We start from the raw sequence: 20,681 nt of genomic DNA on the forward strand, positions 1-20,681 counted from the left end.
ATGAGCGACACCCTCAGCGAGCTTCGTCAGCACGCGCGGCCTCGGGTGATCTGATTTGCAGTCAGGCATGGCCTCACAACAATGCCATTAATCACGCCAAGGCATCCGAAGATGAAAATCAACAGCACTGTCAAAGGTGAGGCCCGAGCCAAACTTGTGCGTCTGCAGAACTCGTCCAAGTACCATAGCTTTTTCAACGTCGATACTATCAATGCCTTTACCCAGGTTGAGGGCTCAGCCTTCGCCGGCAAGTCTTGCGGAGACTCCGTACAAGAAATCAGCTCCCTTGGGTGCTGGGAGTCAGACTGGTCAGGCCGAATTTCTTGCGTGCGAGAAAAACGCTGTCACGAACATGACGATGGCTTCTGTGCTTCTTCCGCTTCATCGATACGAATTTTGGCGCGTGCAACAATCGCTATCGCCTCGGCAATCGAAGCAGCGTCACCGGTCTCATACGCATCAGCCAAAAAGGCCTCCACCATTTCCCAGCTATCCAAGTAATCCACTGGGCCAAGAACAGTAATTTTCTCTGTCATGTGATCACCTAGGGGAAAATAATGAACCCGACACCACTCTCTGAAAATGGCAGATGGATTGTTACCTGCCAAAACACTGATGATGTAACTGGCGATCTGATCATACCTTTGCCTGACGATCTTCTGGCGGCTATCGGGTTGACCTGCGGTGACAAGCTGAATATGGAAAAACAACCGGACGGCACGATAACCCTGACACCAGTTCGTTATCAGCATGATGTTCAAACATTACTCGGCGTATTGGCCGATCTTTACCACGTCTGCGGAATGCTTGACGCCAAGGTTGAGGTTCTAGACCAAATCATGGCTGCGCTAAATGGAGAACCGTTGCCACACGAGTCTTTGGGCCCATATGCAGCCCCCGATCCTGGCCGATAGCTGCCTGTCGTGAAGGGCTGTGTGTTGGCGCTGACGCCGAATTTACCCAGATGCCGAGATGTCACTGACCCAGTCCGATTCCTCGAAAAACATTACCTGGGCAGGATTTTTGCCGATTTGGAGGTGGGGTAGTCTTGCGTCGGCAAGTGGGTCAAATCGGCATCCGCGTCAACACACTCACATCATGATGAATGGATCACTGAGGAATTGGCAAAGTAGGTGCATTGATACGGCTCTGAACCATTATATCTCTAGCCCTCATCTTTTCTGTCAGGCGACGCCGGGCGCTGGGAAGACCCGAATGGCGGCAGAATTGGCAAGCCGTCTTCTGGAGCGCGACAAGATTGATCTGATTCTCTGCTTTGCACCTTCATGCCAGGTAGTAGAGGGTTTCCGGACTACATTTTCTAAAGTGCTCGGTCGGCGTCTGGATGGTTTGTTAGGAGCAATTGGTGCTGCTTGCACCTATCAAGCGATGGAATATCGAGAGGAAGCCTTTTGGAAGCTTTTTGATGAGTATCGAGTTTTTGCTGTTTTCGATGAGATTCATCACTGCGCGGGGCACGACTCACTATCAAGCAATTCGTGGGGGCAACAGATCATTCAGCGTGTACAGGACCGTGCAGCGTTCACTCTGGCGCTATCGGGTACACCTTGGCGCTCCGATCAAAATGTTATTTCTCTGGCACGGTATTCAACCCCGGAAGGTGAGTTGATTTGTGATTACCGCTATGGGCTTAAAGAGGCCATCACCGATCGCGTTTGCCGGTCACCTCGCATCGTTTTAATGGATAACCAAGAGGTACGCCTTATGGAGGACGGGGATAATTACGGTTCGGTTAGGCTGTTTCCTAGCATTGCAAATCTTTTAGACGAATCTCCCGTTTCTTACGAGGACCTGCTTTACCACGATGACATTCTCTGTCAGCTATTGAGCAAGGCATGCGAAAAACTTAACGATGTCAGAAAAGAGAAGCCGGATGCGGCAGGCTTGGTAGTTGCCACAAATATTAAACATGCTCACCAAATAGCTTTAGAGTTAAAGGCAAAGGGCGAAATCTGCTGCGTCGTGACAAACAAAACGCCGGATGCCCAGCAGATAATAAATAGTTTTAGAAATAGTCATTGTCGATGGATAATTTCAGTTGGGATGATTAGTGAGGGTACAGATATTCCTCGGCTTCAGGTCTGCTGTTATCTGAGTCGCATTCGCACCGAACTGCACTTTCGACAAGTACTGGGAAGAGTTCTTCGGCGGATAGGGGAGTCTGATGATCAAGCATGGTTTTATGTTTTAGCCGAGCCATTACTGCAACGCTATGCGCAGCGACTTGCCGATGATCTACCCGAGGATTCAGCAGTCTGTATCCAGGTTAAAGTCCCAGCAAAAGAAGCCCGTGGTGAGGAGTTAAATGTTGAGGATCCTGATGAATATTTCGAGATAAATAGCTCTGGATACTTGGAGTCAAAATATCAGGTTGGTGATTTAACACCTGATGAGTTTCGATTGGAGTCGACCTTCGCCGTAAATTTTTCGCAGCACTTTCGACATCAGTTGCTGAGTGTTTTCTGATTGAATAATGCGCACTTAGTCTGCGCCGACGGACGCAGCTGCTTCAGCGACTTAACAGGAGCGATAAATCTTTATGACTAAGGTACATGAGCGTACCCGTAGCGTTGTCCAGACAGAGAGATTTCTACAGGATCTTGCCCATGACGCGAGCGTGCCCGAATCCTTACGACTTCGTGCCAAAGGCCTGCTGCGTCATTACCCCGCTGCGAGTGATATTTGGCTCGCTGGCAAATTAGAGGAGCGCCGGAAAGCCGAGCTGTATCTCGTTGAGGAGAAACATGGACCTCTACCGCCGGTACTAGGCGTCTGGTTGGTTACTGAGCTCCTGTTCTCTGACGACGGCCCAGATAGCGTTTCTCGGACTTAGCGATCCTCCATTTCGTAGCCATTTCAGTAGGTAAAGTGCTGTCAATTTCGTAGGTTGCAACGCTGAACATAGTTATGCCGGCCGTTCGAGCCTTCCGCCTTATGACTGCGATAGCTACATGCCAATGTGTAATTGTCACTCAGTCTCATAATTGGGAACCGCTTGGCAGGGTGTAATGCGTGCGCACTTATACCAAGCGATAGTCCGGTGAGTGCAACGTCAAGAGCTTGAGCCGGAGTAATTTGGGATGGCTATTTCTGCGCGGCAGTTTATCGATATCAGCGGTCGATGAACCTGCTTCGCGGAAATGATCAAGCCAATACCTGCCTAACTCGAAACTTCTCCGGCTTGTTGGAATCTGACGAATGTTCTGCCTATGACGACATTGTTGTCTCCGCTCAAACCACCTCAAGCTGTCCCATCATGCCCATTGCCTCATGTTCGAGGATGTGGCAGTGAAACATGCGTAAGCCGGGCCATCGCTGTACTGTTTTAATACGTACGACTTCATTCGCGCGCAGGTTGACCGTATCCTGCCATGCACGGAATGGAGCGGGCGTGACCACTCCCTCAAACTCGCGCTCAACTACTTGGAATTGGGTGCCGTGTAGGTGAAAGGGATGGTCCATGTCGCTGCGGTTGACGATTTCCCAAAGCTCCACTTCATTGACTCGGCTGGTCAGATCGATCCGTTGCATGTCGTATTCCTGATCGTTGACTAGGAACTGAACGCTATGGCGACCATTGGCCATACTCATGCTTTCACTGAATACTACCTGCTTAGAGGTTGACGTCGGGCCAAGGTCGTCCACTGAGCCAAGATGGGCAGGCAAGTCTGCCTGTACCTTGGAAGTGACGGCTGCAAAATCAACTGTTAGCAGGGGGATGATTCGATCAGGCGCCACATTACCCATCTTGCCCCGTGGATATACATTAGCAATTAGCTCTGCTTTGTCTCGACGGTTACTGGCGTCGACTATGAGTTCGGCCCGTTGGCCGGGCGCCAGTAAGTATTCGGTCAGTCCTGGCTGTGCAGCTTCCAATAAACCACCGTCCGTTCCTACTAGAGTCAGCGTACTACCGGGCAGCGTGAGTTGTAGATATCGGGCACTACAGGCATTCCAAACGCGCCAACGCTCGCGTCCTCCTGTATCGAATGGCAATACCGGTTGACGCTGGGCGTTGACCAAGGCGAACTGACCTTCGCGACCATTCATCCAGTCGTTTTCTTCATTTGGTGCAATGGCAGCATAGCGGTCCAGTTTGAGATCAGAGATCACTAACAGTCGTTCCGGCAGTGTGATCAGTGGGTCTTTGCGCGATCGGACCACCAGAGCCCCAGCCAGTCCACGGAAGGCTTGCTCGGCGGTATATTGGTGTGGATGAGGGTGGTACCAGTAGGTACCGGCACTACCCTCGGGCAGATTGAAACGATAGATACGGCTTCCGCCGGGTGGCACTGGGTCTTTCGGGTTACCGTCCTGCTCCGGCGACACTGGCAAGCCATGCCAGTGAATAGTGGATGGCTGTTTAAGCTGGTTCACGAAGGTGATTTCCACCGTGTCCCCCTCAAATAGCTCAATCAAAGGACCGGGCAGAGTGTCGTTATAGGCCCAGAACTCGGTCGAAGCATGACCGGGGATAAACGGCAGCGTTACAGGTGCAGCGATCAGCTTGCCTTGGAAGTTGCCTGGCTGATTGCTGGTGTTGGTCAGTTTGGTGAGTTCCCGAAGAGTACCACCTTTGGGCAGTGACTCTGATGCCAGCAATGGCAGCCCAAGAGGCGACGACGGGGAGCCCATGGTCTCGACCGACCAGGCGCGCAACCAAGGAGTTACCAGTCCTGCTACAGCCATCCCGCCGAGAAAGGTACGTCGTTGCATCTGGGTCACCTTCACTTAGTCATTGGCATGTTCATCATGTTTGACTGCTGATCCATCATTTTCATCATCATGTCCATCATCCCCATACCTCCACTGTTCTTATCCCCAGACATGTTCATACAGCCCATTGCGCTATGATGTTTGCTCATCATGGCCATGCTGTCCTTCATCGTTTTCATGCCTTCTTGCATGGCCGCATGGCGCTCGGCGGGAGTCTTTGCAGCCGCTGCTTTGTCATGTGCAGCCTGCATTTTCTGCATTTGATCGGTCATAGCTTGAGTCATGGCCGCCGACTCTGGTGCTGGTGCTGGTGCTGTATTCTCGGCTGAGTTGCTTGGTACGTCGGCTGGGTGGTGCGCATCTTCGGCAGAGGCCATGAACGCACTGCTTGCCAAAATCGTGGCTAGAACCAATTTGGAAATTGCTTGCATGATGAGCTCCGGAGATTGTGAAGGGTAAGCAGGAACAACTGAGTCGCAAAAAAGCGGCGCAGCAAGACAGAGCGACCGGTGCCGGCCACTTTGAAATTGGGGTTAATCGTTGGAACGAACGAAAGTCAGGCGGGCTGGCCTCCCCGGCGGTGCGGGGCGCTTCAGTTGAAGAGCGGCGAAGGAGAATTTCTCTTCTGGGATAAGTAGGAGTACTGCCGCAGTTAACAGCAAAAGGACTACCCAGTTGATGGGGTCTAATACTGGAATCTGCGATGAAGGTTTAATCGCCGTGGCAACGTCCTCACACGTCTGGAGGCAACCATTGGCGTGGAGAACATGATCAGGCTGCAAATACTGCTCGGCAGTGTGTGGCGTAGCTACATTGTGACCTGTCTGCACCAGACAACCCTGGATTGCCATTACCGCCACAGCCAACACCCACACCACGAGGGTGAGGTGCAATAGGCTTTGACGATGACGGCGGAACCAGTACATGGAGTACTTCCTCGACTTTTTACGTCGTAACAATTTTCAGTCTAGCTTGCAAAGAAATAGAAACATTGATCGAAGTCAAGCAAGCGAGGGGTGACGACCAAGTTCAAAACTCATCTTGGATCACCCCTAGCTTTGGGCTGGGCTCGGCATCGATACCTTACAACTGCGCCAAGCGCAGATCGTCTGGTGCGAAATCGGTATGGAATACCTGCTGCGAGCGAGCGGAGCTTAGATGCCCTCTTCAGAATTAGCCGATGCCTTTGGCGACGTCGCTGTCTCTTCCAGGCGCTCAATGCGCTGTTGCAGGTCTGTGATCTGTTGCTCCAGGTGAACGACATGGTTTTTCGGCGATTGTCCATCGCTGAAACCCCACCCTCGATCTTCCCTGTACAAGGTTGCCCAAATCCACAGAAACGGCCAGAGCACGTGTAAGGTGAACATGCTTACCCAAGCAGTCGCATGGATCGCATCCTGATGAGGGTGATTGCGGCTCACGGCGATGTTATAGGGGATGTCATGCAACATGAGGATTCCGTAAAACAAAACCAAACCGACAAATATTAAGAGGCCCAAAGCGAAGTAATCGAGCATGACTCCCTCCGTCGTCTTCAGTTACGGTGCTAGAAACTGCAATCAGGGTCAGTTTCATACGATCTTTTCTAAAGTGTTGGTGGGTTCAGCAGATAGGTGTCGACGGCGCATCAGACGATAGGCCGCAGGGATGACAAACAGAGACAATAAAGGCGCAGTGATCATGCCACCGACCATAGGTGCGGCAATGCGGCTCATCACTTCGCTACCGGTACCACTGCCCAATAAGATTGGTAACAGACCAGCAATGATGACCGCCACGGTCATAGCCTTGGGTCGAACACGCTGCACGGCGCCTTCGCTAATCGCGGCGATTAACCCACGCTCGGTACTGTCGTCTGCCTCTTCGCGTTCGGCCCAGGCGTTTTTCAGATAAAGCAGCATGATCACGCCAAATTCGGCAGACACACCTGCTAGAGCAATGAAACCGACGCCGGTAGCCACCGACAGGTTGAATCCCAATAGGTAGAGGAACCATGCGCCACCCGTAAGAGCGAATGGCAGGGTGGCCATGATCAGCAAGGCCTCGTCGAAACGGGAAAAGGTCAGGTAGAGCAGTACGAAAATGATCAGCAACGTGGCCGGTACCACCAACTTGAGCCGTGCGTTGGCTCGCTCTAGAAACTCGAACTGCCCGGAGTAGCTCAAACTCATGCCTGGCTGCAACTTGACCTGCTCACCGACGACCCGGCGCAAGTCGGCGACCACCGAGGCAATATCCCGGCCCCGCACATCGATGTACACCCAGCCGGAAGGCCGTGCATTCTCGCTCTTGAGCATCGGAGGCCCTTCACTGACTTTGACCTTTGCTACTGTTCCGAGGGTAATCTGACTCCCCAAAGGGGTGTAGATCGGCAGCTGCTCCAATGCACCGAGCGAGTCGCGCCATTCTCGGGGATAACGCACGTTGATCGGAAAGCGTGCGAGCCCTTCAATTGTCTCCCCGACGTTTTCACCACCAATAGCACCGGCCACGATCGACTGCACATCGGCGATGTTCAACCCGTAGCGGGCAGCTGCCTTACGATCGATATCCACATCGATGTAACGCCCACCCGTCAATCGTTCGGCCAGAGATGAACTGACCCCAGGCACGTCCTTCGCCACGCGCTCGACTGCCTGAGTAACTGCATCGATCTCCGTGAGGTTGGGACCGGTAACTTTTACCCCGATTGGACTCTTGATACCGGTGGCGAGCATGTCGATGCGGTTGCGGATGGGCGGTATCCAGATATTGGTCAGCCCCGGGACTCGCACCGCTCGATCCAGTTCTTCCACCAGCTTCTCTTGGGTCATCCCGGGGCGCCACTGCTCGCGTGGTTTGAATTGGATGGTGGTCTCGAACATCTCCAAGGGGGCTGGATCGGTCGCGGATTCAGCGCGGCCGGCTTTGCCAAAGACATGTTCGACCTCTGGCACGGTTTTGATCATGCGGTCAGTCTGTTGCAGCAGTTGCGCGGCCTTCTGCGCCGACAACCCCGGTAGGGCCGAAGGCATATAGAGTAAATCGCCCTCGTCCAGCGCAGGGAGGAATTCGCCGCCCAAGCGAGAGACCGGCCATAGCGCGCTGAGAAAGACCAAGAGCGCGACCAACAGGGTGATTTTCGGACGATGCAGTACCGCGTCCAGGGCCGGTTGATAGATCCTGATCAACCAGCGGTTCAGAGGGTTCTGCTCCTCTCTGGGGATTCGTCCACGAATCCAGTAGCCCATCAGCACTGGCACCAAGGTTACCGATAGTCCGGCCGCAGCGGCCATGGCGTAGGTCTTGGTGAAGGCCAAAGGACCAAACAGACGTCCCTCTTGATCCTCCAGTGTGAACACCGGTATGAACGAAAGTGTGATGATTAACAGACAAAAAAACAGTGCCGGCCCTACCTCGGCCGCCGATTCGGTCATTACATGCCAGTGTTGTTCACCCTTCAGTTCCTTCCCCGGGTGGGCCGCGTGCCAGGCCTCGATCTTTTTGTGAGCATTTTCGATCATCACCACGGCGGCATCGACCATGGCGCCAATGGCGATAGCGATCCCGCCAAGCGACATGATGTCGGCATTAATCCCTTGGAAGCGCATAACGATGAAGGCAATCAGCACCCCCACCGGCAGAGAGATGATAGCCACTAGGGATGAGCGAAAATGCCAAAGGAATATCCCGCAGACCACCGCGACGACGAGGAATTCCTCAAGCAGTTTGTAGCCAAGGTTCTCCACGGCACGATCAATCAGCTTGCTGCGATCATAGGTGGTGACGATTTCTACTCCGGCTGGCAGACTGCTCTTCAGGTCGTCAAGTTTGGCTTTGACCGCAGCAATGGTTTGGCGAGCGTTCTTGCCACTGCGCAGAATCACCACGCCGCCGACGGTCTCACCTTCGCCATCGAGTTCGGTGATGCCGCGACGCATTTCCGGCCCCATCTGGATAGTCGCGACGTCGCCGAGGGTCACTGGTACACCACCAGCGCCAAGCTTGAGTGGAATCGCACGGAAGTCATTCAGTGTCTTCAGGTAACCGGAAGCGCGCACTATAAATTCGGTTTCCGCCATTTCCAGCACCGCACCACCGGTTTCCTGATTGGCCTTACCGATAGCCTCGGCCACCTGCGCCTGGGTGATGCCCTGACTGGCAAGTTTGAGCGGATCGAGCTGCACCTGGTACTGCTTGACCATGCCGCCCACAGTGGCGACCTCCGCCACATTGGGCAGGGTCTTGAGTTCGAACTTGAGAAACCAATCCTGTAGTGCGCGTAGCTGCGCCAGATCGTGCCCACCACTGCGATCCACCAGTGCGTACTGGTAGATCCAGCCCACCCCCGTAGCATCCGGACCCAAAGCCGGTTTGGCGCTGGCCGGCAGACGGCTTTGTATCTGGCTCAGATACTCCAATACCCGTGAGCGAGCCCAATACAAGTCGGTACCGTCTTCAAACAACACGTAAACAAAGCTGTCGCCGAAAAAGGAATAGCCGCGAACTGTTTTGGCCCCTGGCACCGATAGCATGGTGGTGGCCAGTGGGTAGGTCACCTGGTTCTCGACAATCTGCGGCGCTTGCCCCGCATAAGGAGTGCGAATAATCACCTGAACATCGGAAAGATCTGGCAATGCATCGATGGGGGAGCTCTGAACCGCCCAGACACCCCAGGCCGTGACGAACAGCGTGGCGAGCAGTACCAGGAAGCGGTTGGCTACTGACCAGCGGATCAGGGCGGCAATCATGGCTGACCCCCTAGTTTTTCCAGGCGTTCAACGCGCAAACCATCATCGGTTTGACGCAGTGAAATCCTAACCTTGTCCCCCGCTTTAAGTCCTTGTCTGAGAACAGGGTCAGCCAATGGAAAGGTCATGGTCATGCCTGGCATGCCCAGCGTTTTGAATGGACCATGGGCGAGCGTCACGTCTTGGTTGTTGATCTCGACAATCTGGCCTTCGGCCTCATGCAAGGCGGCAGCTGCGGCAGTGGATGGCGGAACTTCCAGAGTCGGCGCGACAAGCCCCTTGAGGCTGGCCTCCGAGTCGAGCAGGAACTGCCCTGAGCTGACTACCTGCTGACCTTCTTCCAACCCCTTCAATACCACTGTCTTGCCTTCGTTTTCCTGCCCGAGTTGCACTTCTACAGGTCGGTAGCGGCCAGCGCCTTCAGCGAGCATCACCAAGACACGTCGGCCAGTGCGGATGATTGCCTCGCTCGGCACCCACAATACGCTTTGATCTGTCGAACGATTCAGGTGCACCCGGACTGTCATGCCCGGCCGCAGTTGCCCATCAGGATTGGGCAATTCAACCCGCACGCGCACGGTCCGGCTGTCTGGATTGGTTTCGGGCAGAATCGCGCTGACGGTGCCACTGAGTACTTTCCCCGGAAAGGCTGGCAAACGTGCTTCGACCGCTTGCCCGACGATGATCGATCCAGTCTCCGACTCTGGAACAGCCACCGCTAGCCAGATACTACTCAAGCCATTAACCCGAGCCAGAGTCACGCCGGCGGCCACAGTCATACCTGAACGGACACTCAGCTCTAACAGCACACCGCTGATGGGGCTGGTGAGTGTCAAGATCGGCTGAACCTTGCCGCTTCGCTCGACTTGAGCAATCAGCGTCGCTGGCATCCCGGTCAAACGCAGCCGTTGTCGTGCTGCCGCCAGCAAGTCGGCATCGCCGATGCGTTTGAGTGCGAGAAACTCTTCCTGAGCAGCGGCCCATTCGGGTACCAGGATATCGGCCAACGCCGCATTGGCTTTGAGTACATCGCCTGGAGCATGGGCATACACCCGCTCCACAAAGCCGGCAGTACGCGATTGAATGACCGCGACATCCCGCTCGTTGAATGCTAGCGCACCCACCACGTCCAGACTGGAAGCAAGGAGTCCACGGGTGACGGTGGCCAAGCGCAAGCCGAGATTCTGGGTCAGGCCAGGGTCGATGCTCATGGCCGCATTGTCCGCCGAGGAATCAGCGTATCGGGGCAACAGCTCCATATCCATGAAGGGCGACTTGCCCGGCTTATCGAATTTCTGTTGTGGCTGCATCGGATCGTACCAATACAGAACTTTGCGTTCGTCTTGCGTTTTAGGTGCTTGCTCAGCAGTTGTTTCAGGCGTTGCACTCATGCGCTGGTGAGAGATCCAGTAACCTCCGATAGCGCCCAAAGCAATCAAAAAACCTGCCAGTGAAGCCCCTTTCCAGATTCGAGTGCTCATTGTTTGGTATCCCCATAAGCAAAATACAGGCGAGCACTGGTGAGGGCGCGTTGTTCTTCGTAGTCGATCTGTTTGAGGCGGGTTTCGATAAGCGCACGTCGAGCCGTAATGACTGCTGCCAAGTCGCTTTTACCTGCGCTGTAGCTGGCCATAGTCAAATCCACTTTTTCCTTGGCCAGCGGTATTAAGCTGTCCTGACTGCGGTGCACGGCACGGTTCAGACGCTCGTACTCCGCCAGATCGTCCTCCAGTTGCTGGGTCTTTTCACGTACAAGAGCTTCGCGCTCCGCCTCCAGCTGATTCAGTTCGGCGTGTTTGGCGGCGATTTTCGGGTTTTGTCGAGAGTCGGGGAACAGTGGTAGGTCGAAAGTAAATTGCACGCTGACCATATCGCCGAACTGACTGTCGCGGTGCTGGTAGTCGAGCTCCCAACTCCAATCGGACTGCTTTTCCGACTCGGCTTCACGCACCTTGGCCTGCGCTTCGCGAGTCATTGAAGCGGAAGCCGCCACGGCAGAGTGCTGTTGCAGCTTCTGGGAATAACTTGAGGCATCGATGGGCCAATCGGGAAAGCTGCCGACGAGCTTGTCATTGGCCGCTGGGCCAACCCAGCGCTTGAGTGCCGCTCGGGCTTTCGCACGTAGACGAATTAGCTCGTCCTGTTGTTCCGCCAACTGAGCCGCCTCCTGTTTGGGCGTGATCGCATCGGCAGGTTGAGCTCGGCCACCGGCAATCTGCGCCCGAACGGTATCAGTCAATAGACGGTTCTCCCGGTAAAAATCCTGAAACAGCGCCTCTTTCCGTTCGACGGAGTAACTGCTGATCCAAGCTGATGCCGTGGCCTCACGAACGTTCAGTCGCTCGAAACGGCTTTCGGCCTCAGCTCGCGCTACGGACGCCTCAGCAACTTCAATGCGTGCTTTACGCTTGTCACGGTTGGGTACCTCCTGCATGACCCCGACCATCTGCATGGTCATGGGGTCCTGCTTCAGGTGCCCACCCTCAGGGCCGCTGATGGGATAGTTTTGTACGCCCAGCAGGAGCTTCGGATCGGGTAGTTCACCGGCTGGAATGGCTGCGCTACGGGCTGCTTGCTGTTTAGCAGCTTGAGCGGTCAGTGAAGGGGCGTTGTTTTCAGCCAAGCGTAAGGCTTCGTCGAGTGTTAGGGGCGCAGCAAGGCTGGGCAATGCCAGAATGCTTGCCACCAAGGCGACCAAGAGGGGCCAACCAGTGCAGTAACACTTGGAATTCATGCTCACGATTCCTGTGAGGATCTACTGCGCGCCACGTTAAACATGCGCACAGATATGCCATCCCGCGCCAAAGCAGGATGAGATTCAGTGTGGTACAGGAATCAAGCGCGAGGCGGTCGCCAAACTCTCGACGGGGCATGAATAGGCAGGGAATCGTTGAAAGTTGTCAGCATTTGTGGACTGGACAAATGAGTGACAGGTTTCCGAAACGACACTTGTAGCAAAACGGCGCTCCTGCAATCCTGGCCAGGATTGCAGCATTTACCATGATCGACGGAGCAGTTCATGTCGACGCCGCAGTCCTGGTTCATCTCACTCATCATAATCATGGTTTTCATGGGGCAAGGTTCTAGCGGTGACTGAATGCCCGCCATCCCACTCAAGGGAAGCGCCAAGTTGATCAGGAGAATGAGGCAACACCGCAGATAGCGTCTCATGCGAGGGAGTCTAGACGCTGAAAATTGGCTGTACAAATACGTATCTATCAGGAGAACCAGCCAAATAGCGTCTGTAGGTCAACATGCCCTATGCTCCCTCTTGTCATAAAGGCGGCAGAGCCGCCAAACACTGATTAGTTTGCCGGGTACTCAGCGATCACTTGGTCAGTACCGGCTTTGCTCAGACCGATCACCTGATAAGCATCCTGCTTTCCATCGACTTCCATACCAGGCGAGCCTGCCGGCATACCCGGCACAGCAATCCCTATAAGGTCATCACGTTTGCTCAAGGCAACTATTTGCTCAGCAGGTACGTGGCCTTCTACAAATTTTCCGTTGACCACTGCTGTGTGGCATGACGAGAGACGCGGAACAACGCCCAAGTCTTGCTTGATCGTGCTCATATTGGTTTCTACATGATCAACGACGGTGAAACCGTTAGCTTCAAGGTGCTGGATCCACTTCTTGCAACATCCACAGTTCGCATCACGATGGACGTCGATCGTCAGCGACTCTGCTGCATGACCAACTGAACTGATAAACAGAGCCGCGAATGCGGCGAGGCGAAGTGCCCGGCTGGGACGAAGAAAGTTATTTCGCATGGGGGGTGCTCCTTCCCATCAGCATGGGTACGAATTTTAGGCTGAGCGGCCGAAGTTGCTTGGGCATCATGTGAAGCCTTCACAACCTGAGGATGGCCTGGCTTGGTATCTTCACCCTGAGAAGGCGCAGCGTCCTCATCATGGGCATGGGCGCTGCTTTCTTAAAACCACATCCGAATACCGGCGACAAATCGCGCCTCGTTCGTATCTTCTCCTTCATCACTAGCGAGGTCGGCAGTCTCGCCATAAGAGCGACTCCAGGTCACCCCGATATAGGGCGCAAACTCGCGGACAATCTCATAGCGCAACCGTAAACCCACTTCCGTATTGGCCAAACCAGAGCCAATACCGCGCTGAGGATCGTCTTTCCCGTAGAAGTTCACTTCAGCGGTAGGCTGCAAGATCAGGCGATTGGTGAGCAGAATGTCATAATCACCTTCCAGCCGAGCGGCGGTCTGGCCGTTTTCGCCGATGAATGCGGTGGCTTCAGTTTCAAAGTTGTAGAGGGCCATGCCTTGGATGCCGAAGGCACCCCAAGTCTGCGGTGAGCCTGGTTTGAAGTCTTGGCGCACGCCGGTAACAACATCCCACCATGGACCGATTGAGTGCCCCCAAAGCGCCTGGAGCTCGGCGTCTTCCGTCACACCGTTGGTGCGCTCACCTTCCGAGCGCAGCCATAAACGATCGACGTCACCGCCGATCCAACCTTTGGCTTCCCAATTCAGAACGCTGCCGTTATCCGCATCCTGGTATTCGAACTTGTCCAAGAGGATGAAAGAGTTGAGTTTTTTGTCATGAACACCATGACCTGCAAGAGGCGGAAACGCCGCTTTACGATCAGCCTCGGTTAACACGGGGATTGGCGTTCGACTCGTACTGGTCGCCTCAGTATCCATATTCATTTTGCTGTGATCCATGCCTTCCATTTGACCCTGGTCCATCCGGCCATGATTCATATTGCTGTGGTCCATCGCCTCCATCGAACCATGATCCATGTTGGAGTGATCCATCTGGCCGTCTTTGGCGGGGATTGGCTTTTGAGGTGCGGCCGGTTTCGACTCCGCTCCCGAAGACATAGTCATCGACGGATCCATCTCTTCAGCGGCACTGGCCAAACCAACAAAAGCGGCACTGAAGGAGACCGTCAGTGCCATCAGCGTCGGACGTAGAAGCTTCCAGGTCATGATCTCAATCCGTTTTTTTGGTTTTTGGGTCATATCCCGTCTCCTTTACTCATCAACCCGTACTTCACGGAACATCCCCATCTCCATGTGAAACAGCAGGTGGCAGTGATAAGCCCAGCGTCCCAGCGCATCAGCTGTTACTCGATAGCTACGCTTAGTGCCTGGCGGCATGTCGATCGTATGCTTGCGCACCATGAAATTGCCGTTCTCATCCTCCAGGTCGCTCCACATACCGTGGAGGTGGATGGGGTGGGTCATCATGGTGTCATTCACCAAGGTGATGCGCAGACGCTCGCCATACTTGAGGCGCAATGGTTCAGCATCAGAGAATTTGATGCCGTTAAATGACCAGGAAAACTTTTCCATATGACCGGTCAAGTGCAGCTCAATGGTGCGATTGGGCACGCGACCATCCGGGTCCTGGAACGTGCTCTTAAGGTCAGAGTACGTTAGAACTCGACGGCCGTTGTTCCGCAAGCCAATGCCGGGATCGTTTAGCTTCGGCGCTGTGCTCATGGCTTGCATATCAACCAACGGGTTGTTGGTTTCGGATGCCGGGTGAGACTGCATAGCGCCTCCGCCCATGCCCGCCATCGTGCTATGGTCCATACCGGCCATGCCGGACATATCGCCCTGATCCATGCCAGTCATCTTGCTGTGGTCCATACCGTTCATACCGGGCATATCGCCCTGATCCATGGCCGTCATCTTGCTGTGATCCATACCGGTCATGCCGGACATATCGCCCTGATCCATGCCCATCATCTTGCTGTGGTCCATACCGGCCATGTCGCCCGGTTTCATTGTGCTGTGATCCATGCCTGCCATATTGTCGTGATCCATTCCTCCCATCCCCATATCATCCATGGTCAACAGAGGACGTGGATCGATCGCGGGAACAGTAGCTTTGAGCCCTTCGCGTACTGCCAGGGTTCCGCGGGCATATCCGGTTCGATCCATGGACTGGGCGAAAATGGTGTAGGCCTCCTGACTGACAGGCTCCACAATTACGTCATAGGTTTCTGCCACGGCAATGCGGAACTCATCGACGCTGACCGGATTGACGTGTTGGCCGTCGGCGGCCACCACGGTCATTTTCAAGCCTGGGATACGAACGTCGAAATAGCTCATTCCCGAACCGTTGATAAAGCGCAGTCGCAGCTTCTCGCCCGGTTTGAAAATACCGGTCCAGTTACCGTCAGGGGCCTGGCCATTCATGAGGTAGGTGTAAGTATCCCCACTGACGTCTGCAAGATCGGTGGGGTTCATTTTCATTTCGGCCCACATCTTGCGATCCGCCACTGTCGCGGACCAGCCTTTCTCGCTGACATCGTTGATGAAGTCGCCGACGGTAGGTTTGTGGTGGTTGTAGTAGTCCGACTGTTTCTTGAGTTTGGCTAACACGCGACCAGGATCTTCATCAGTCCAATCGGTCAGCATCACCACATAATCGCGGTTGTATTGAAATGGCTCTGGCGCCTTCGAATCGATCACGATTGGACCGTAGACGCCTGACTGTTCCTGAAAACCAGAGTGGCTGTGATACCAATAGGTACCATTCTGATGGACTTTGAATTTGTACTCGTACATGCCATCGGGAGCGATACCGTGGAAGCTCAAGCCGGGTACACCATCCATGTTGGCCGGCAGAATGATCCCGTGCCAATGGATGGAGGTGTCCTGGTCCAGTCGGTTTTTCACCCGCAGCGTGACCGTTTCTCCTTCACGCCAGCGCAGCAGCGGTCCCGGCAAAGAACCATTGATGGTCATCGCCGTGCGCGCCGAGCCTGTGATGTTCACTGGAGTTTCGCCAATGAACAAATCAAATTCATTGCCGGCCAATACGTTCGGGAAACCGGGACTAGTTACTGCCCAGACAGGGGTACGCCACAGGCCGAGACCGCCGAGAATGCCACCAGCGGCCAGGCCTTTGACGAAGGTCCGCCTAGAGGTTTTGGAATGCATGCCGTTTATGTCCACTCAGTCAAAAAGAAAGCCGTGCGAAGCACTTTGTGCGTTTCGCTTATCGGTTCGGGGGCAACTTCTCTGGAGTTCTTCTAGCATCTTTCCTGAGCCTTGCCCGCCGCCGAAATTGACAACACTCATACGGCAGACGAGCTTAGAAATTGCCACACTTTAACTATCAGGGTGATTACATTTCTGTCAGCTTGGGTATGTGCCAAATGGATCAGCAGCTGGTGTGGTCGGCAGCTTTAGCTTTGCTCTCGGCTACGGGGAGCTGAGTGCCTTGCTTCTGGGCAATTTGGTACGACTCCATCGAGTCCTTTCTGGCCGCCTCCATACGTTCAAATGCCCGATCACCACCGCCTGCGGCCATAGCCAGGGAAGAGACGGTCAAAGCTGCAATGGCAAACAGGGTTTTCATAGATTTCATTTGGATATCCTTGGATGAGTTTTCAGTTACCCCATTAAATCCACATCGAGAAAAATGGTTTTGGGGCTGAGCTCAAGGCTCGGTGCCACCTTAACCGTCGTTCCCTGTCAGGAACCTTAGGTGAACATTACAGGTGCGTAAGGTTGCGCTTTTCTTCCTGAACAATCGTCTGCGTACGTTGAAACAGGGAAAGCATCCGGCCAAGTCACCTTCCGAACTCCCGCATTGATGCGAATGCAAATGGGCGGCCGGTGGGAATGCAATTTGCTGGTCAATAGGGCCCCACGTTACAGTCGGTCCATGGGTAAGCGACTTTTACTTCAACCCAATCAGCACGGTAGATGGTCAGTGCAGAGGGGCAGGACGAAGAGCTCACGAGGCAACCTAAACGCAGCGCCCATATGTTGCCTTTGCGATAGAAAAACCCAATTGGTTTGATGGAGTCGTGATGACCACTACAACGACCACTCGACGCCGAACAAAAAAGGAAGAAAAAGCGCGTGATTTATTGATTGCCATGTTTTGGAGCTTCAGCGCAAATCGAGGTTTTCTCAATGAATCGGAACGATTACTCCAGATCAGTGAAGGGCTTCCCTCTCAACTTTTTCAAGCCCTTTGTGCGAACTTTGCTCTTCAGGAAAGTAGCTTGGAAATGTTGTTCAATATTTCGACCTCCACGCTCAAACGACATAGGCGTCAACAAAAGCCTCTTGATCCTGTTGCGTCCGGACGACTAGATCGAATTGCGGCTGTTTGTCACTTGGCTGAGGAGGTCTGCGACAGCAGACAAGCAGCCACCGACTGGATGTCAAAGCCGAATCAAGCCCTCGGTGGTAGTAAACCCATAATGCTCTGCAAAACTGAGCGCGGAGCCGTGCAAGTTAGCCGTGTGCTTCAAGTTATAAAATGGGGTGGAGTAGTCTAAGTTTGTAAGCGTCTGCCAAACACACCTTGCGTGTTTTCTACTGCCGCGATGCTTAGTGTATGGAAATTAGCAAAATTATGTCCTGAGCATAAACTCGCTAATTTCGATACACATGCTGGGTGCGACGGAAATTGCTCATCGGCAGAATAGCGCTCGTGAGCGCAGGGCTGAGTTGACCGCCGAGACCTGCGCTCACATCTGAAATGCGGCATGGAGAGCTTATGCATGAGGGCATTAACGCGGAGCAAGATCACCGTCTCAGGCACTAACCGTGGAAGGAAAACCCAACGCTTCAACAGCCGCACGGACTCGCTCTGGGCTTTCGATACTTTCAACGTTGACCTTGCCAGCAGCAGGATCCACTGAAACAGCAGCCTCGCTATCCAACGACTGAATAGCTTTGGTGATTTTGCTGACACAGCTACCGCAAGCAATGCCTGAAACATTCAAGACGAACATAGTTATTCCTCTCATGGTGAGCGGCCTTTTTAGCCGCAGGAACAGCATCAACGTTGCCACGATAGGAAGGTCAAGAGTTCTTTACATCCTAGTTTGAATGGATGCCTGGGCCTCAATCTATACGGACGTTTCTCAACCGCAATGCGTTGAAAACGACGGATGCGGAGCTGACGCTCATCGCGAGGGCCGCGACCATTGGTGATAACAGGTGTCCGGTCAGTGGATACAATAGGCCCGCAGCGAGTGGTATCCCCATCGCGTTGTAGAGGAAGGCGAAACCAAGGTTCTGCCGCATGTTTTTTACTGTTGCGACAGAAAGAGCACGCGCTCGAAGAATTCCCATTAAGTCGCCTTTAACCAAGGTCAATTGTGCACTGTTCATCGCGACGTCTGTCCCTGTCCCCATGGCGATGCCCACATCTGCTCGGGCCAAGGCAGGCGCATCATTGATACCGTCGCCAGCCATGGCAACCCGACGACCGTGTTGCTGAAGGTCCGCGACCAGACGCTCCTTGTCCTGAGGTTTCACTTCGCCGTGGACTTCTTCGATCCCCATTTCCTTGGCTACAGCTCGTGCCGTGGTGAGTCCGTCGCCAGTGGCCATGATGATTTTTACATTGTCAGCCTTGAGCTTAGTGACGGCCTCTTTGGAGGTTGGCTTAATCGGATCTGACACCGCGAGCAATCCAGCCAGCACTCCGTCGACAGCCACATAGATGATGCTGATACCTTCAAGTCGTAACAGCTCCGCACGATGTTGGAGAGGGCTGATACTCACGCCTGCCTCCTCCATCAAGGCGGTATTACCCATTTGGATTTTCTTGCCGCTAACCATGCCGCTGACTCCGATTCCAGATCCAGACTCGAACGATTCAGGCTTGCTCAATACAAGGTTTTCAGCTCGGGCGTGATCAACAATTGCGTGAGCCAGAGGATGCTCACTGCCTTGATCGAGGCTGGCAGCCAATTGAAGGACATCATTGGGGTCGAAAGGCGTTGTGGCCTCTACACTGTGGAATACCGGACGCCCCTCTGTCAGGGTGCCGGTCTTATCGACGATCAGCGTATCGATCTTGCAAAGGTTCTCGATGGCACTGGCATCCCTGAACAGTACCCCCATGCTGGCTGCCTTACCCGAGGAAACCATGATCGACATGGGGGTCGCGAGCCCTAATGCACAGGGGCAGGCGATGATCAGCACGGCCACTGCATTGATCAGACCGAAAACCCAACTGGGTTGAGGACCAAAAAAACCCCACCCCAGAAAAGTCAGTACCGCAATTGTGATGACACCCATTACAAAGTAGCCGGCGATGACATCGGCCATGCGTTGCATGGGGGCTTTGGAGCGTTGAGCACGAGCTACCATCAGCACGATTTGCGATAGCACCGTCTCGGCGCCAACTTTCTGCGCCTCCATCACCAGACTGCCATGTGTATTGAGCGTGGCGCCGATCAGGCTATCTCCAGCTCTCTTCATTACTGGTACTGGCTCGCCGGTCAGCATCGCCTCGTCGACTGCGCTTTCGCCTTCCAGTACTAAACCATCAACAGGCACCTTTTCACCTGGCCTTACCCGGAGGTGGTCACCCTTGTGGACATGGGTCACCGGGATATCTTCCTCTTGGCCATCGGCGTTGATTTTGCGTGCCGTTTTGGGTGAGAGCCCCAGAAGAGATTTAATGGCAGCGGAGGTTTGCGATCGGGCTTTGAGCTCAAGAATCTGCCCAAGTAATGTTAATGAGATGATTACTGCTGCGGCTTCGAAGTAGACCCCGATGCGTCCATCTTGCGTGAAGCTGGCGGGAAAACTCTGGGGGAAGAGCGTGGCTACAATACTGTAAAGATAAGCAGCCGCTGTACCCAGGCCAATCAAGGTCCACATATTTGGACTGCGAAGCCGAATAGAGGCTACACCCCTCACAAAAAAGGGCCAACCAGCCCAGAGAGTCACCGGGGTTGCAAGAAGCAGCTCCACCCAGTTCTGTTGGGTTCCGTGGAAGAGTTGTAATGAATGTCCCGCCATCGCGAGCAGAGTCACTATCACAGTTAATGGCAATGACCACCAAAAACGACGGGCAAAATCCTTGAGTTCGGGGTTTTCCTCCTCTTCCAACCCTGGCATGACCGGTTCCAATGCCATTCCACAAATCGGGCAAGTGCCAGGGCCTGGCTGTCGTATCTCAGGGTGCATGGGGCAAGTGAATTCAGTACCCAACTGTGGCTCAGCCGAGGGCTCGATGTGACTAGAGGGATGGCTATCAGACTGATCAGCAGCGTAATGTTGAGGTTCTGCTCGAAATTTCTCTTGGCATTTCAAGCTGCAAAACTGATATGCCTGTCCCTCATAAAGCTCACTGAACGGGCTCGGCCGAGTAATAGCCATACCGCACACTGGATCATGTAGACCTCCATCATCGGAGGACTTTACCGAATGGGCGTGATTTTGGTCGCGGTGATCCGTGGCGTCAGACATGG

19 protein-coding genes are annotated in these 20,681 nt (G+C 54.1%); 4 read left to right on the top strand and 15 right to left on the bottom strand.

Translation table 11 applies throughout. The features are described 5' to 3' along the window. Positions 1 to 344: 344 nt before the first annotated feature. The gene (locus tag CKW19_RS28715) at positions 345 to 536 is read right to left on the bottom strand and encodes a hypothetical protein (protein ID WP_095057874.1); all 192 of its coding nucleotides are present in this window, start codon (positions 534 to 536) and stop codon (positions 345 to 347) included. A 21-nt stretch (positions 537 to 557) separates the two neighbouring features. On the opposite strand from CKW19_RS28715, the gene CKW19_RS28845 reads away from it, so the two are divergent. The 3 genes from CKW19_RS28845 to CKW19_RS29340 all read left to right on the top strand — a co-directional run bounded on the left by CKW19_RS28845 (position 558) and on the right by CKW19_RS29340 (position 2,854). Then, positions 558 to 914 (top strand): hypothetical protein, encoded by a 357-nt coding sequence (locus CKW19_RS28845; RefSeq protein ID WP_177408799.1) that lies wholly within the window; start codon positions 558 to 560, stop codon positions 912 to 914. Positions 915 to 1,101: 187 nt separating this feature from the next. Then, positions 1,102 to 2,487: a DEAD/DEAH box helicase gene (locus CKW19_RS10675; RefSeq protein ID WP_060543869.1), complete on the top strand. Its 1,386-nt coding sequence runs from the start codon at positions 1,102 to 1,104 to the stop codon at positions 2,485 to 2,487. 73 nt (positions 2,488 to 2,560) lie between these two features. Next, positions 2,561 to 2,854: a BPSL0761 family protein gene (locus CKW19_RS29340; protein WP_060543705.1), complete on the top strand. Its 294-nt coding sequence runs from the start codon at positions 2,561 to 2,563 to the stop codon at positions 2,852 to 2,854. Between the two features lie 398 nt (positions 2,855 to 3,252). Here CKW19_RS29340 and CKW19_RS10685 read toward each other — a convergent pair whose 3' ends face one another. From CKW19_RS10685 to CKW19_RS10740, 12 genes are all read right to left on the bottom strand, one after another. Next, positions 3,253 to 4,737, bottom strand: a complete 1,485-nt coding sequence (locus tag CKW19_RS10685) for a multicopper oxidase family protein (RefSeq protein ID WP_060543706.1) — start codon at positions 4,735 to 4,737, stop codon at positions 3,253 to 3,255. Positions 4,738 to 4,748: 11 nt separating this feature from the next. Then, positions 4,749 to 5,168, bottom strand: a complete 420-nt coding sequence (locus tag CKW19_RS10690) for a hypothetical protein (protein ID WP_060543707.1) — start codon at positions 5,166 to 5,168, stop codon at positions 4,749 to 4,751. Between the two features lie 102 nt (positions 5,169 to 5,270). Continuing rightward, positions 5,271 to 5,663, bottom strand: a complete 393-nt coding sequence (locus tag CKW19_RS10695) for a hypothetical protein (RefSeq protein WP_060543708.1) — start codon at positions 5,661 to 5,663, stop codon at positions 5,271 to 5,273. Positions 5,664 to 5,891: 228 nt separating this feature from the next. Further along, entirely contained in the window at positions 5,892 to 6,254 is a 363-nt protein-coding gene (locus tag CKW19_RS10700) for a DUF3302 domain-containing protein (protein ID WP_060543709.1), read from the bottom strand. 54 nt (positions 6,255 to 6,308) lie between these two features. Then, positions 6,309 to 9,467 (bottom strand): efflux RND transporter permease subunit, encoded by a 3,159-nt coding sequence (locus CKW19_RS10705; RefSeq protein ID WP_095057875.1) that lies wholly within the window; start codon positions 9,465 to 9,467, stop codon positions 6,309 to 6,311. Then, positions 9,464 to 10,948, bottom strand: a complete 1,485-nt coding sequence (locus CKW19_RS10710) for an efflux RND transporter periplasmic adaptor subunit (protein ID WP_095057876.1) — start codon at positions 10,946 to 10,948, stop codon at positions 9,464 to 9,466. Before CKW19_RS10710 ends, CKW19_RS10705 begins: the two co-directional genes overlap by 4 nt. After that, positions 10,945 to 12,201, bottom strand: a complete 1,257-nt coding sequence (locus tag CKW19_RS10715; protein WP_060543712.1) for a TolC family protein — start codon at positions 12,199 to 12,201, stop codon at positions 10,945 to 10,947. The genes CKW19_RS10710 and CKW19_RS10715 overlap by 4 nt, the downstream gene beginning before the upstream one ends. Positions 12,202 to 12,302: 101 nt before the next feature. Then, positions 12,303 to 12,638 (bottom strand): hypothetical protein, encoded by a 336-nt coding sequence (locus CKW19_RS29035; RefSeq protein ID WP_082457624.1) that lies wholly within the window; start codon positions 12,636 to 12,638, stop codon positions 12,303 to 12,305. A 134-nt stretch (positions 12,639 to 12,772) separates the two neighbouring features. After that, positions 12,773 to 13,240, bottom strand: coding sequence for a DUF411 domain-containing protein (locus tag CKW19_RS10725; RefSeq protein ID WP_060543713.1), 468 nt, complete (start codon positions 13,238 to 13,240; stop codon positions 12,773 to 12,775). 161 nt (positions 13,241 to 13,401) lie between these two features. Beyond that, complete coding sequence (locus tag CKW19_RS10730; protein ID WP_060543714.1) at positions 13,402 to 14,457, bottom strand: copper resistance protein B; 1,056 nt, start codon at positions 14,455 to 14,457, stop codon at positions 13,402 to 13,404. Between the two features lie 12 nt (positions 14,458 to 14,469). After that, on the bottom strand, positions 14,470 to 16,389 hold the full coding sequence (locus CKW19_RS10735) for a copper resistance system multicopper oxidase (RefSeq protein ID WP_060543715.1): 1,920 nt from the start codon (positions 16,387 to 16,389) through the stop codon (positions 14,470 to 14,472). 223 nt (positions 16,390 to 16,612) lie between these two features. Beyond that, positions 16,613 to 16,819 carry a co-regulatory protein PtrA N-terminal domain-containing protein gene (locus tag CKW19_RS10740; RefSeq protein WP_060543716.1) on the bottom strand — a complete coding sequence of 69 codons (207 nt, stop codon included), beginning with the start codon at positions 16,817 to 16,819 and terminating at the stop codon, positions 16,613 to 16,615. A gap of 448 nt (positions 16,820 to 17,267) precedes the next feature. Here CKW19_RS10740 and CKW19_RS10745 point away from each other — a divergent pair, with 448 nt between their 5' ends. Beyond that, entirely contained in the window at positions 17,268 to 17,744 is a 477-nt protein-coding gene (locus tag CKW19_RS10745; RefSeq protein WP_060543717.1) for an antitoxin Xre/MbcA/ParS toxin-binding domain-containing protein, read from the top strand. Positions 17,745 to 18,002: 258 nt separating this feature from the next. Here the strand turns inward: CKW19_RS10745 and CKW19_RS10750 are convergent, their stop codons facing one another. Further along, complete coding sequence (locus CKW19_RS10750; RefSeq protein WP_082457640.1) at positions 18,003 to 18,203, bottom strand: heavy-metal-associated domain-containing protein; 201 nt, start codon at positions 18,201 to 18,203, stop codon at positions 18,003 to 18,005. A gap of 112 nt (positions 18,204 to 18,315) precedes the next feature. Continuing rightward, the gene (locus CKW19_RS10755) at positions 18,316 to 20,679 is read right to left on the bottom strand and encodes a heavy metal translocating P-type ATPase (RefSeq protein WP_082457625.1); all 2,364 of its coding nucleotides are present in this window, start codon (positions 20,677 to 20,679) and stop codon (positions 18,316 to 18,318) included. Positions 20,680 to 20,681 lie beyond the last annotated feature (2 nt).

This window comes from Pseudomonas sp. Irchel s3f7, from assembly GCF_900187615.1.
Classification (GTDB): domain Bacteria; phylum Pseudomonadota; class Gammaproteobacteria; order Pseudomonadales; family Pseudomonadaceae; genus Aquipseudomonas.